A 13,843-nucleotide genomic window follows, 5' to 3' on the forward strand; every position below is an offset into this window, starting at 1 on the left:
GCTAACGGAAAATCAAAACGACGTGCGCCGGTAATTGCGGTAGACCGGTTCCCAGAAATTTTTCTCGATTTTTTCCTCCAGCGCCTCTTCGGAAATCAGGAAGGCGACATTATCGTCCATCGCCTGCAGGGCAACGGCTTTGGCGATTTTTTTACTGACTTCGCGGATATCCGTTAATGATGGCAACAGACTGTCGCCGGTACCGGTGATCAACGGGGAACAGCGCGCCAAGGCTTCGCTCGACGCCATCATCATATTGTCGGTGACCCGGGTGGCTTCGGCGGCAATCACTCCCAGGCCGACGCCGGGGAAAATATAACTGTTGTTGCATTGCGAAATGGGGTAGCGCCTACCCCGATATTCGATCGGCGCGAACGGACTGCCGGTCGCTACGATGGCCTGGCCGTCGGCCCATTCGATGATTTCTGCCGGGATACCTTCCGCTTTCGAGGTCGGATTGGACAGCGGCATGATGATGGGTCGGGGGCAATGTGTGAACATCGCTTTGACGATGGTTTCATTGAACTTGTTGGGTTGTCCGCTGACGCCGATCAAAACGGTGGGCTTGACGTTTTCGATGACATCCAGCAATTGCGGAATTCCGTTTTGCGGCAACCAGTCCAGCGTGGCCGACTTTTGCGCCAAATTGCGTTGATAGCCCTGCAGTTCCGGCGAGTTGTCCGTCACCAGTCCCTGGGAATTGAGCAGATAAATATTGCGGCGGGCTTCCGTCTCGCTAACACCCATGCTGCACATTTTCGCGACGATTTGTTCGGCGATGCCGCAACCGGCCGATCCGGCGCCGAGAAAAACGATACGGTGATCCTTCAATTGCGTGCCGAGATGATGGCAAGCGGCCAATAACGTGCCGACCGTCACGGCCGCGGTGCCCTGGATATCGTCGTTGAAGCTACAGAGTTCATCGCGATATTTTTCCAACAATGGGTTGGCGTTTTGCGCGGCAAAATCCTCGAATTGCAACAACGCATCGGGCCAGCGGCGTTTGACCGCCTGGACGAATTCATCGACGAAGGCATAATAGTCATCGCCGGTGATCCGCTCATGCCGCCTATGCCTTGGTCGCCCAAACCCAGAATACGCTCGCCATCGGTCACGACGATCACTTTGACATTTTGCTTGATGGAGTTTTGCAACATATCGTCCATTCGCTCACGGTTCGGATAGGATATGAATAGTCCCCGGTTACGGCGATAGATACGGGAAAACTCCTGGCAGGCCTGACCGACCGTCGGCGTATAAATGATGGGCATCATTTCCTCTAGGTGATCGGTCATCACGCGGTAAAACAGGGTTTCGTTACTGTCCTGAATATTGCGCAGGTAAATGTGCTTGACCAAGTCATCAGTGAAACTGCTGAACTGCATATAACAACGTTTGACCTGTTCTTCGATGGTCTCGATATTGTGCGGTAGCAAACCTTCCAGATTGAAGTTTCGCCGTTCCTCTTCGGTAAATGCGCTGCCCTTGTTCAGCAACGAGGTTTCTAATAACACCGGGCCCGCATAGCGGATGTAGAGAGGACGATTTTTCTGGTTCATAAGTTTATCTACCGAATAATGGATTTGGGTATCAGACAAAATTATCGTGACAGGATCATGTCAAGAAGATGAAATAAAGTTAAGCAAAAATCACACCACAATAAAAACTGACTTGGTGGGTGCAAAGCGGGTATTGATCAAACTCCAGGTGTTTAACTTTCTAGGCTTGACAAGTTAATGGTAGAATGAACGGTTTCCAATTTAACAGAGAATCATGCAGTTAATCAGGGGGCTAGCTCATCTTGAACCATTGCATCGTGGTTGTGTGTTGACGATAGGAAACTTTGACGGACTGCATTTGGGGCACCGGGCGGTTATAGAAAAATTGGCATCGCACGGCGAAAAATTGGGTTTGCCGGCTGTGGTGTTGTTGTTCGAACCGCAACCGTTGGAATATTTTCTCGGTGAAAATGCCCCTTCCCGGCTGACCCGGTTGCGGGAAAAGGTCATACAATTCTCCTCATTGCCGGTCGACCAATTGCTGGTTTTGGGGTTTAATCGGCATTTGGCGAATTACCGAGCCGAGGATTTCATCAAGGATATCTTGATTGACAATTTGAACGTCAAATACCTGGTGGTTGGCGACGATTTTCATTTCGGCAAGGCGCGCCGGGGTAATTTCGCCATGTTGAAGGAGGCTGGGGAACAATACGGTTTTCAGGTCGAGGATACCCGCTCCCTCGAGTTGGATGGCATGCGCATTAGCAGCACATTGATACGCGATGCCCTGGGCGAAGGTAATCTGGCTTTGGCGGCTAAGATGTTGGGGCGCGATTATTCGGTTTGCGGCAGGGTGGCGCATGGTGATAAAAGAGGCAGGACGCTGGGTTTTCCGACCGCCAATATCGAGATGTTCAGGAAGAACACGCCGATTGTCGGCGTCTATGCCGTCACCATGACCGGTATCGATGGTCGGGAATATGCCGGCGTGGCCAATGTGGGAACTCGTCCGACAGTTGACGGTAGCGCCAAGGTGATTCTGGAGACGCATTTATTCGACTTTAATCGCGAGATTTACGGCGCCTATGTCGAGGTGCATTTTAAACGGAAGATTCGCGATGAGATGCGTTTTCATTCGCTGCAACAGTTACAACAGCAGATCGATCATGATGTGCGGCAGGCTAAAGAGATTTTTGCTGATTTAAAATAAGATATGACGATGGACTATAAAAAGACACTCAATTTACCGAAAACGGCTTTCCCGATGAAGGCAAACCTGGCGCAACGCGAGCCGGAGATGTTGAAGCAATGGAATGAAAATGAACTGTATTGCAAAATCAGGGAAGCGTGTGCTGGCCGACCCAAATTCATTCTGCATGACGGCCCTCCTTATGCCAATGGCGCGATTCATATCGGCCATGCCGTCAACAAGGTCTTGAAGGATATCGTCATTAAATCGAAAACGCTGAGCGGTTTCGATGCCCCCTATGTGCCGGGTTGGGATTGCCATGGCCTGCCGATCGAGCTGATGGTGGAAAAGAAAGTCGGCAAGGCGGGCGCCAAAGTTTCTCAAGCCGAATTCCGTAAGGAATGCCGAAAATATGCCGGCAAACAGGTCAACATGCAAAAAGAGGAATTCATTCGTTTGGGCGTATTGGGCGACTGGGACAATCCTTACCTGACCATGGATTTTAAATTCGAGGCCGACATCATTCGCTCGTTGGGCAAGATTGCAGACAAGGGACACCTAAGCCAGGGCGCCAAACCGGTGCATTGGTGCACCGATTGTGGGTCGGCCTTGGCCGAGGCGGAAGTCGAATATGAAGACAAACATTCGCCCGCCATCGATGTGCGATTTCAAGTGATCGATGAGGACGCTTTCCTGGAGGGCTTTCATCATGTCCCTGAACACGATGGCGAGGGTCCCCTGTCGGTGGTCATTTGGACCACCACCCCATGGACCCTGCCGGCCAACCAGGCGGTCGCGCTCAATCCTGAATTGGAATATGCCGTCGTGCAATGCGACAACGACGGCCAGAAGGAACGCCTGGTGATTGCCGAGGTATTGCTGAAGGACGCGATGGCGCGTTACGGCATCGACGATTATCATGTAATCGCCTATGGCAAAGGCGCGGCATTGGAAAATCAGTTACTGCAACATCCGTTCTACGAACGTCGAGTGCCGGTCATTCTTGGCGATCACGTCACGGTCGATGCCGGTACCGGCGCGGTACACACCGCACCGGGCCATGGTCAGGAAGACTACGTAGTGGGTATGAAATACAATCTACCGGTCGACAATCCGGTGGGCGCGAACGGTGTGTTCCTGCCCAACACCGAATTGTTCGCCGGCGAACATGTGTTCAGCGCCAACGATCATGTCTTGGAAGTCTTGAAGGAACGGGGCAAGCTGCTGCACCACGAAGCCTTGTTGCATAGTTATCCCCATTGTTGGCGGCATAAGACGCCGATCATCTTCCGGGCCACCGCGCAGTGGTTCATCTCGATGAACAAGAATAACTTGCGCGATACCGCGTTGAATGAAGTCAAGAAGGTTGATTGGATTCCGGACTGGGGACAGGCGCGCATCGAAGGCATGATGGAAAAACGTCCCGATTGGTGTATTTCCCGGCAACGGACTTGGGGCGTGCCGATCGCCTTCTTCGTGCATAAGGAAACCGGCGAGTTACACCCCCGCAGCGCCGAATTGATCGAGCAAGTCGCCCAGCGGGTCGAGCAACAAGGTATCGATGCCTGGTTCGAATTGGATGCGGCCGAGCTGATCGGCGCCGATGCGGAACAGTACGATAAGATGCAGGATACCCTCGATGTCTGGTTCGATTCCGGCGTCACCCATGCCTGCGTGTTGAACCGACGCGAACAATTGGATTTTCCGGCCGATCTCTATCTGGAGGGTTCGGACCAACATCGCGGCTGGTTCCAGTCATCCTTGCTGGCCTCGACGGCAATGAACGATGTCGCGCCATACAGGGCTGTACTGACTCATGGCTTCACCGTAGACGCTGAAGGCAAGAAGATGTCCAAGTCCCGCGGTAATGTGGTCGCGCCGCAATCGGTTATGAAATCGTTGGGCGCCGATGTATTGCGCCTCTGGGTGGCGGCGACCGATTACCGCGGCGAAATGAATGTCTCCGACGAAATCCTGACCCGTACCGCCGATGGTTACCGCCGTTTGCGTAATACCGCTCGCTTTCTGTTGTCGAATCTTAACGGCTTCGACCCGGCGGCGCATAAGGTTGGTAAGGACGAGTTGTTGGCCTTGGATCGCTGGGTCGTGGACCGTGCCTGGCGTTTGCAGGAAGAGGTTAAAACCGCTTATGCCAATTATCAATTCCAGCTGATCTATCAGAAAGTCCATCATTTCTGCGCGATCGACCTGGGCGGTTTTTACCTCGATATTATCAAGGATCGCCAATATACCGCCAAGGCGGATGGTCTGGCGCGTCGTTCCGCGCAGACGGCGATGTACCATGTCATCGAGGCCTTGACCCGCTGGTTGGCGCCAATCGTCAGCTATACCGCCGATGAAATTTGGCGCTACATTCCTGGCGAGCGCGTCGAGTCGGTCTTCCTGGAAACTTGGTATGACGGTTTGTTTCCTGTGGACGAAGGCGCAGCCATCAACCGGGCAACCTGGGATAAAGTCATGGCGGTCAGAACCGTGGTCAGCAAGGAAATCGAACAATTGCGTTCCAAGGGCACCATCGGTGCCTCGCTGAATGCCGAAGTGGCATTGTACTGTAACGATGACTACGCAGTGGCACTTAACCTATTGGACGATGAACTGCGTTTTGTCTTCATCACTTCGGCCGCAGCAGTATTCGCCGAGCAAGACAGCCCGGCCGATGCCGTATCAACCGAGCTGCCTGGCGTTAAACTGAAAGTGACGGCGTCCGAGCATGCTAAGTGTGTGCGTTGCTGGCATCAGCGCGCCGATGTTGGCAGCCATGCCGACCATCCGGAATTATGCGGGCGTTGTGTCGAAAACGTTGCCGGCGACGGCGAGGTACGCCGCTTCGCTTAACTGAAAGGCATCGGATAAGTGGCTTCGTGCCGCTTGTCCCGGTTGTTTCGAAAATGACTTATGAATTAATCGGACAAGCCAAAAACTTGAATATGTTGAAATGGTTGTGGTTATCTGTGCTGGCCTTGTTGTTGGATCAAGGCAGTAAACTGTGGGTTGCCGGTTCCATGCGGTTGTATGAATCAATCGCTGTTTTTCCTTATTTTAACCTGACCTATGTCCACAATACCGGCGCCGCATTCAGTTTGCTCAGTGAGGCGGGTGGTTGGCAACGTTGGTTTTTTGCCGCCTTGGCGGTGGTTATCAGTACCGCATTGACGATTTGGCTGGCGCGCTTGAAGCGTCATGAAACGCTGCTGGCCATTGCCCTGGCTCTGGTTTTGGGGGGAGCGCTCGGTAATCTGATCGATCGTTTGGTTTACGGTTACGTGATCGATTTTCTCGATGTGTATTACCGTCAATGGCATTGGCCGGCCTTCAACATAGCCGACTCGGCGATCACGCTTGGCGTCTTTTTGATGCTATTAGAAAGTTTTGGTATTGGCCGACAAAAAGACCAAAAATGAAATCAATTGTCGGGATACTGGCCTTGCTGTGCAATATCTGAGAACTCCCAGTCCAATCGGTGTTTATCAACGGTTGGATCTTGTTGTGAGAAAATCATTCAAACTATCCGAACACCAGTCCTTGAATCTTGCCTTGATATATAGAAACAATCTGGGATCGAAAGACGAGTTTATTGAGGGTAACTGCTTAAGTGATCGGACATTTTTTGAAATCTGTTATCGATTAATATAGGCAGAAGGAGGTGAAGCCAGGTTCAGTTTTCAGAGGGCTTAAACCCTTCATGTTCTATGGCTATTTTTTTGGCTGTCAGTAAAAGCTTTCTTGCCAGCTTAATAATTTGCTATTCTTTTCCTTTTAAGCTTATTGAATAATATTCCGGATAGCGTGGTTTTTCCAGCCAATAGTTATGTTTCCCTTTATGTTTCTTTTCAGCGATACGATGTCTGTCAAGACTGATATTTTCCGGCTTTGGAAAATATCATGAAACGGGGCGCCGGAGTTTTGCTATTAGTCTGCAGTCAACCGTTGTTGGCCCAGCATGCCGAAGATTTTTTTCTCGACGACGCGCCGACCGCGTTAACGGCAACCCGTTTAAAGCAATCATTGTTCACGGCACCGGCCGCCATCACGGTGATCGACAAGGCCATGATCAAGGCCAGCGGCGCCAAGGAAATAGTCGAATTGTTTCGTTTGGTGCCGGGCATGCAAGTGGGCTACGAACGTAAAAACCTACCCTCCGTGACTTATCATGGCATGGCCGATGAATTCTCCCGCGACATGCAGGTATTGATCGATGGCCACTCCATATACAGCGCCAGTTTCGGCGGCGTGCATTGGGATGATTATCCGTTGTTGATCGAGGATATCGAAAGAATCGAGGTCATTCGCGGTCCGAATGCCGCCACGTATGGCCCGAATTCATTTTTGGGCGTTATCAACATCATTACCACGCATTCATTGCAAGATCAGGGGGCGAAAGTCTCTTTCCGAGGTGGCAGCAACGACTATTACCGGGCCGCAGCCAGATACGGGGGGAGATGGAAGGATTTGAGCTATCGTTTAGCTTATATGCATCAGCAAGAAGATGGGCTCGAAGGCGTTGCCGACGACCAGTTAGTCGATGTGCTGAGTACCCGTTTCGATTACCGTCTATCTGAGCAAAGCGCCTTGCAATATAACTTCGGCTACAGTGCGGACAAGAGTCAGTCCGGTACTATCGGAAGTCTGACCGATCCGGTCCGTCATCAACGTTCCCGTCGCATTTCGCAAAATCTTAGTTGGACTTATCAACCGACTTTGGACGAACAACTACTGATTCAGCTCACGCATTTTCGTCGGGATAGCGTGGAACCGATCCATTCCGCGCTACGCAATCTCAATAATGATACGATGAGTGAAAGGCTGGATTTTGAGTTACAGCATTCGACTTTACTATTCGATGATCTGCGTGTGGCATGGGGAGTAGGTAGTCGTCTCGATAGGATACGTTTGCCTTTTTGGTTAAGCAGCTACGACGATAAAACCAATGTGCTCTACCGGATATTTGCCAATTTCGAATGGAAATTTCTGGACGATTTTATTCTCAATTTGGGAGCCTTGCTGGAAAAGAATTCATATCAAGACGCCGATATATCTCCGAGAATCGCCTTGAATTATTTATGGTCGGATCAGCATAGTTTCCGTTTTATCGCCTCCAGGGCATCGCGTATGCCGACCATTGGCGAACAATATATCGATATTCGTAGAACGGTGTCAGCGATTTTGCCTTACCAAGTAAAAACGACGAGTCATTTATTGCCAGAGGAACTTTATACCCTTGAATTGGGCTATCATGGCCAATATTTTAACAAGGCTCTGACCGCCGACCTCAAGTTTGCCCATCAACGTTTTCGCCGCCTGACTCAGATCACGGGCTCTCATATCGATCCACAAACGCTGGAGCCGGTAATGCATTATCAAACCGCGGATGTCGCCACTGCGCTCAATTATGAAATGCAATTGGATTACCGGCCGAACCGGCAAATATTGTTACATCTAGGGTATTCATGGATCAATATCGATGCGAGTCCTTCTTTTATCGATTACGGCGCTTCGGCTCCGCATCACTCGCTGAATGTGTTGGCTTCCTACCAGTTTCTCCAACGATGGCAGGCCAGCGTCAGTTATTATTACCAGAGCAAAATGACCTATTTGCGTTCGAGCGAAATCGGGCAATTTCAGCGCTTGGATTTGATGCTGAATAAATCCTTCCAACTGAACGAGAACCAATCTCTGAATGTTGCCGTGATTCACCAAAACGTATTGGGATCGAAGGACGAATTCAGCCCGGGCGACCGTCTATCCGACCAAACCCTGTTCCAAATCAGTTACCGTTTCGATTAATCGAGCGATTGCCTAAAGCGATCCCAGTCGAATGAGGAACCGGGGTCGGTCTTGCGTTCCGGAGCGATGTTGCTGTGTCCTGTGATGTGTTTTTTATTCAGTTTCGGATAGGTTGCTAGCAATACGCGAGTTACGTCGGCAAGTTGTTGGTATTGCTGGTCGCTGTATGGGATAGCCTCAGACCCTTCCAGTTCGATACCGATGGAAAAATCGTTACAGCGTTCGCGCCCGTCGAAACAGGAAACTCCGGCATGCCAGGCCCTTTGGTTAAAGGGTACGAATTGAATAATATCGCCTTCGCGTCGTATCAATAAATGGGCCGAGACTTTGAGCCGGTGAATTTCTTTAAAATATGGATCATCGTCGGGATTGAGGCAATTGCAGAACAATTGTTCGATGTAATCGCCGCCGAATTGCCGAGGAGGCAGACTGATGCAATGAATCACCAACAACGAAATATCCTCGTCCTCGGGACGAGCATCACAATTGGGCGATGGAATGAAACGTGCGGATTCAAGGCGATGATTTCGAATTTCCATATTGTAAGGGTTAGGAAGCGAGAGGGGGCAATCAACGATTGGCTCTTTGGTGCCGAGCATAATCAAATGCATACCATTTCAACGTTTCCCATTCTCTGATCAAGCTGATGATACGATTGTTTTCAGTGGAATTCTGCAAAAGTTTCCGGTAAGGGTGCCACGAGTGGGAGTCGCTCAGAAACACGCGTTCGGAACGAAAATCGAAGATGGTCCGTTTCCCCCCATATTTGACATGGCCAATCAATGAAGGAAATTTAAAACTTCCGACTAATTGGAATACGGTCTTATCGGTGTTGAGCCATTGATTGGGCAGACCGAGAGCGGAACGTATCGCCATTTCCGCGACGTCACTCTGACCTATGGCTTCCTGTACTTGGATGTTGGGATCGTTGAACAGCAAGGGAATATGCGTTTGGGCGTCATTGAGTGCGTGACCGTGCCCCAAAAAACCGTCTTCGAACAAAGATTCGCCATGATCGCCTAGAATAACCAATGTCGTTTTGTCGTAGAGCCCGTTTTTTTTCAAGGCATCGACAACCTGTCCTACAGCCCAGTCTGCGCTGGCAATGGCGTTCCAATAGGTATCGGCAACCCAATCGCGATTTTCCGGTTTGATATCGGAGCGGGGAATGAATTCCTTTATCAAATGTTTTTTCATATTCGGATGAGAATAAGGAAAATGCGCGGCTTGAAAATTCATGTAAATAAACTGAGGGACGGACCAATCGATTTCCTGGAAATGTTTATGAAATTGTTCGACTACCCGTTCCTCGCTGAGCCTAAGGCTACCCGAATCCTTGCTAGGATAAACCCTGTCCTCTATGGCGGTGCGGGCGTCGAAGTAATAGTTGCCCTTTTTATTCATTCCTGTGTTCGTGGCCACATTACCGAAGGATTCGTCCTGTCCGGACATAATCGAGATTTGATAACCGGCTTGTGTTAAAAACTCAATCATTTTTATCTTATTGTCGTTATGGATCAATTCACGATTGAACAGCGCGGTTAATGAAGTTGCGGTGTAACCGGTATGGCTATAGGCATATTCAACCGATGTGCCGGTTTTGGCGATACTCCGTAAAACAGGGGCCACAAACTGACCATTTAATTTGTGTTTAAGCAGGTCGTAACGCGCGGTTTCCAGAACAATCAAGACAATATGTTTACCTGGCCGGGGTGCAATATTGAGCTGATCTCTTTCCAATGGAAACAAATCTGCGTCGCCTAAAAAACCGTCTTCATCGATATCGTTATTGGGAATGTCCAATGCCCCCGGATAAATTCGTCCATCGAATAAAGCGGAATCGGGGGGATAACCGAAAAAACCGTAGCCATCGTCATCGAAATCAGTCAAACGGTTCAAGCCGTCGTTCACTAGACGATAAGCGGTTTTTTTCTGTAGGCCATAGCGAAGAAAGTCTGACTGATTAATGCCGTAGTTTATCCAAGGGGTCAGAATCACCATCCCTAATAATAACCAGGGATAAATCGGGGGGGATTTTACATGTTGATGATAATCGCGGACAAATTCATGTTTTTTTAGAAAACGTGTGCTAAACAATACACACAGGATGATGAGAAACATAATCCCGGTAAAAAGGGCGATTTCATTCGAGGCATACAATAGCCCATCCTTAAGGCTGCCTCCTCCCAGGTTAGTGATGATCTGATAATTGATCGTATCGTTGAAATAGGTCAGGACCTTGAATCTCAAGCCAAGCCATATGCCCATCAACAACAGGACGAGAACGGTGAAATTGTAATAAATCAGTACGCCGAATTTGTTTAATCTGTCGGCAATATAAAACCACAGACTAGCGAATAATCCACAGAGTAAAAAATCGTACCAAAGAGACAAAAATAGAAATAAAAACCTGTCCGGCCAAGAGCGATAAGAGTAGGGTTGCAGAAATCCGGCAGTAAAAATTTGGTATTTAATATGCAGTAGTGCCAATTCAAAAAACTGAATGGTCAAAATAGTAATCAATACCACGACGAAGCGCCGATGGCGCCACGTCCATTTTTCAATTTCTAAAAAAAAGGCCATTATTCTCTGTTTTATTGATGTGAATTAAGATATTGATTTTGTTGCCGAATTATTGCGTGAATATGAATCTTTTGCCGTAATGTGTTTCTATCAGGGTTAAATATTAGATGAAGACGTAAAATCATCGATGGCCTGCCTGAGAATATGAGCCATGGTCGTTTCCGCAAATAAAGCCTGACTTTTTTCATTGTCATCCGACACATAAAACAGCGTTAACGGTTTGCGTGGACTAACCAATAAGTTCAGGGAGTTGTTTATCTGATGCAAAATAGGATTGGCGATAAATTCGTCTTCATACAATAAAGCATAGGCGGCCATGCCGCGTTTCCCATTAGCGCGCAACAAATAAACGGTGATTTCCGGAGGTAAGGAGAAATCGATTTTTTCCGCACGCGCCAAATCATTGCCATAAGACAAAGCAAGTTCAGGGTGGTGATAGAGCTTCTTGTGGTCGAATGAACGGCCAACGAACAAACGGACGCTATTTCCTTGTTTATCTTTATAGATTCGTTCGAACCAATCGTAACAATCGAAGGTTACCTCTCCCCACTCCGGATTCCGACTGGATGGTTTCGATTCGAAGTCTGACAAACGATTGCTTATGCGATTAGTGGTTTTTCCATCCGTAACGGTAAGGCCGAAATAATTATGTATGAGGGAAGGGACCAGCGTTACTGTCAACAGTAATGCCACGGGAATGGCATAACGAGTGGAAAACATATTAATTCTCGGCAGATTGAGGTTGTTCCGGATTGCGGCCAATATAGAAAATGATCGGCAAGGCCACCATGAAAGTCAGCAGACCCGATAACTCGTGCGCCGAGGTGGCTAAAACATCCAGACCGAACCAATTGACCAATAAGATTAGCAGCATAACTCTGGCGATGTTGACCACAATCGCCAGGGGGGCGGCAATCAAAAGCACCACGATTCGGCGTGTAACACTATGACAAAAATAAGCGGTCAAAATAGCAATGGTAATCGCGGCGTAAAGGGTGGAAAAACCGCTGCAAGCGTCGGCTACTTGCAGGGTGCCATGTTCTACCTGCAGAGTGGTTCCCGTCGCATAGACGGGAACGTTCGACAGTTTGAGCAGCCAAGCGACACTATCGGTGGCGATTACTCTCAAGGCAAAGTGGATCGACTCGGTAAAAACGAGGGGAATCGGCAAAGTCAAAAAAAGCGAAAACAGAGGAAACAATAACGGTTTGGTTCTGGCAGACCCCAAGAAAATAAACGCCAAGCCGGGAAGAGCTAAAAACAGGGCGATCGCGGAGAGAATTTGCGAATGCATGCCGGTATCCAGCATATGCATTAACAATGCTGGAACTAAAAAGAGAAACCCGACTGGGCTGGAGTCGCGCGCCAGATCTTGGGTTTTTTTCAATTCCCCGCGGAGCAGATAAATGACCAAAAGCGTGACAAGAATGCCATGACCGTTTTGCCAAACGCTCATCGTCCAACGTTGATATAGCCAGACCGTTGTCGGACCGAATACCAACAGGAATAAACTTAAAACCAAATATAACAACCAAGGTTGTTGGGGTTCTGAATATGAATCCGATGTTTGTAAAGTCTCTTCGCTCATTTATTTAACCCTGATTGTTTTTTATTCGATTAATACAATAGACGAGCATCTGAGGAAAGGCAAAAAAGCGGTCTATCCGAACGTTTTTAATTGTCTATACTGTCACAAACGATGAGTTGGCATTTTGGCAGCTCGCCCGTATCAAAACAGAGTAGTGATCGGTTAAACTAGTTCCTGAAGAACGTATCCACCGACAATTATAATGATGCTATATCCGGTTCTTCGATAACAGGGTTGGCCAACTCGCCGATTTTTTCTATTTCGATCCTAACCGTTTGTCCGGGTTTTAGATAGCCGCGCGGTTTCATCTTAACGCCAACGCCACTAGGCGTTCCCGTGGCGATAACATCGCCCGGTTCCAACGTCATCGCCTGGCTCAGGTAAGCGACCATTTCGAAACAATTAAAAATCATGTGCCGGGTATTGGAATTTTGCCGTAGTTCATCATCGACCCAGGTTTTCAGGTCGAGATTATGGGGGTCGGCAATTTCATCGGCGGTCACCAGCCAAGGGCCCAGCGGACCGTGCGTGTCGAACGATTTACCCAGTGTCCAGGTCGGCGAGCGGATTTGCCAGTCGCGTACCGAAACGTCGTTGGCGATAGTGTAGCCGGCGATGACTTCCTGCGCCTTTTCCACAGGGACATGGCGGCAGCGTTTGCCGATGACAAAGGCCAATTCGCCCTCGTAATCGACTTTTTCCGAGACTTTAGGGCGATGGATGGAATCGCCGTGAGCGATCACGCAGCTCGATTGTTTAGTGAAGAAGGTCGGATATTCCGGTTTCTCCAGGCCGGTTTCGCCGATATGGTCGGCATAATTCAAGCTGATGCCGAGAAATTTTCCGGGCCTGGGTATCGGCGCCAGCAGTTTGGCTGCCGTCAAAGGAATGCGATTTTGGCCGCTGTCGATCAGCTGTTGCATGGCCTTTTTGGCCCGCTTCCCGGCAGCCAGAAAATCTATCATATTGCCAGGAATTTCGTCATGGCCCGAAGCATCGACGATAAAGTCGCCTTCGACGGCGCCAATGCCTATATGTTGTTGATAAAGAAAAGTGACCAGTTTCATGGGTAACGTGGTGAATCGTGCAAACATTACATTGTATAACGAACACAAATAGCGCTGAACTGTATTTAGTTAACCGCCATGAAAAGATATAATGAAGCACTTTATTCATCAT

9 protein-coding genes and 1 pseudogene are annotated in these 13,843 nt (G+C 49.0%); 4 read left to right on the forward strand and 6 right to left on the reverse strand.

Annotation, left to right across the window (positions count from 1 at the left end; all coding sequences use genetic code 11):
- Positions 1–12 precede the first annotated feature (12 nt).
- Positions 13–1,559 (reverse strand): annotated as a pseudogene (locus tag EP25_RS22005) (NAD-dependent malic enzyme).
- A gap of 214 nt (positions 1,560–1,773) precedes the next feature.
- Here EP25_RS22005 and ribF point away from each other — a divergent pair.
- From ribF to EP25_RS0113230, 4 genes are all read left to right on the forward strand, one after another.
- Entirely contained in the window at positions 1,774–2,709 is a 936-nt protein-coding gene (ribF, locus tag EP25_RS0113215; RefSeq protein WP_031434327.1) for a bifunctional riboflavin kinase/FAD synthetase, read from the forward strand.
- A 3-nt stretch (positions 2,710–2,712) separates the two neighbouring features.
- Positions 2,713–5,544, forward strand: a complete 2,832-nt coding sequence (ileS, locus tag EP25_RS0113220) for an isoleucine--tRNA ligase (protein ID WP_031434328.1) — start codon at positions 2,713–2,715, stop codon at positions 5,542–5,544.
- 92 nt (positions 5,545–5,636) lie between these two features.
- Positions 5,637–6,110 (forward strand): signal peptidase II, encoded by a 474-nt coding sequence (gene lspA, locus EP25_RS0113225; protein ID WP_031434329.1) that lies wholly within the window; start codon positions 5,637–5,639, stop codon positions 6,108–6,110.
- Between the two features lie 481 nt (positions 6,111–6,591).
- Positions 6,592–8,493 (forward strand): TonB-dependent receptor plug domain-containing protein, encoded by a 1,902-nt coding sequence (locus EP25_RS0113230; protein WP_031434330.1) that lies wholly within the window; start codon positions 6,592–6,594, stop codon positions 8,491–8,493.
- Here EP25_RS0113230 and ampD read toward each other — a convergent pair.
- The 5 genes from ampD to EP25_RS0113255 form a co-directional block, all read right to left on the reverse strand.
- Positions 8,490–9,032 (reverse strand): 1,6-anhydro-N-acetylmuramyl-L-alanine amidase AmpD, encoded by a 543-nt coding sequence (gene ampD, locus EP25_RS0113235; RefSeq protein WP_031434331.1) that lies wholly within the window; start codon positions 9,030–9,032, stop codon positions 8,490–8,492. The two genes, EP25_RS0113230 and ampD, sit on opposite strands and share 4 nt — an antisense overlap.
- Before the next feature lie 31 nt (positions 9,033–9,063).
- Positions 9,064–11,076, reverse strand: coding sequence for an LTA synthase family protein (locus EP25_RS0113240; protein ID WP_051906674.1), 2,013 nt, complete (start codon positions 11,074–11,076; stop codon positions 9,064–9,066).
- A gap of 96 nt (positions 11,077–11,172) precedes the next feature.
- Positions 11,173–11,796 (reverse strand): hypothetical protein, encoded by a 624-nt coding sequence (locus EP25_RS0113245; protein WP_031434333.1) that lies wholly within the window; start codon positions 11,794–11,796, stop codon positions 11,173–11,175.
- 1 nt (position 11,797) lies between these two features.
- Positions 11,798–12,664, reverse strand: coding sequence for an exosortase/archaeosortase family protein (locus tag EP25_RS0113250; protein WP_268745415.1), 867 nt, complete (start codon positions 12,662–12,664; stop codon positions 11,798–11,800).
- Positions 12,665–12,861: 197 nt separating this feature from the next.
- A complete protein-coding gene (locus EP25_RS0113255; RefSeq protein ID WP_031434335.1) occupies positions 12,862–13,731 on the reverse strand; it encodes a fumarylacetoacetate hydrolase family protein in 870 nt (289 codons plus the stop codon).
- Between the last annotated feature and the right edge of the window lie 112 nt (positions 13,732–13,843).

The organism is Methylomarinum vadi, assembly GCF_000733935.1.
In the GTDB taxonomy this organism is placed as follows: Bacteria; Pseudomonadota; Gammaproteobacteria; order Methylococcales; family Methylomonadaceae; genus Methylomarinum; species Methylomarinum vadi.

Excerpts from the sequence above, each read along its gene's own strand:
- ampD (WP_031434331.1), bottom strand. The coding sequence starts at position 9,032 with ATGGAAATTCGAAATCATCGCCTTGAATCCGCACGTTTCATTCCATCG.
- lspA (WP_031434329.1), top strand. The coding sequence starts at position 5,637 with ATGTTGAAATGGTTGTGGTTATCTGTGCTGGCCTTGTTGTTGGATCAA.
- ribF (WP_031434327.1), top strand. The coding sequence starts at position 1,774 with ATGCAGTTAATCAGGGGGCTAGCTCATCTTGAACCATTGCATCGTGGT.
- EP25_RS0113250 (WP_268745415.1), bottom strand. The coding sequence starts at position 12,664 with ATGAGCGAAGAGACTTTACAAACATCGGATTCATATTCAGAACCCCAA.
- EP25_RS0113255 (WP_031434335.1), bottom strand. The coding sequence starts at position 13,731 with ATGAAACTGGTCACTTTTCTTTATCAACAACATATAGGCATTGGCGCC.
- EP25_RS0113230 (WP_031434330.1), top strand. The coding sequence starts at position 6,592 with ATGAAACGGGGCGCCGGAGTTTTGCTATTAGTCTGCAGTCAACCGTTG.
- EP25_RS0113240 (WP_051906674.1), bottom strand. The coding sequence starts at position 11,076 with ATGGCCTTTTTTTTAGAAATTGAAAAATGGACGTGGCGCCATCGGCGC.
- EP25_RS0113245 (WP_031434333.1), bottom strand. The coding sequence starts at position 11,796 with ATGTTTTCCACTCGTTATGCCATTCCCGTGGCATTACTGTTGACAGTA.
- ileS (WP_031434328.1), top strand. The coding sequence starts at position 2,713 with ATGACGATGGACTATAAAAAGACACTCAATTTACCGAAAACGGCTTTC.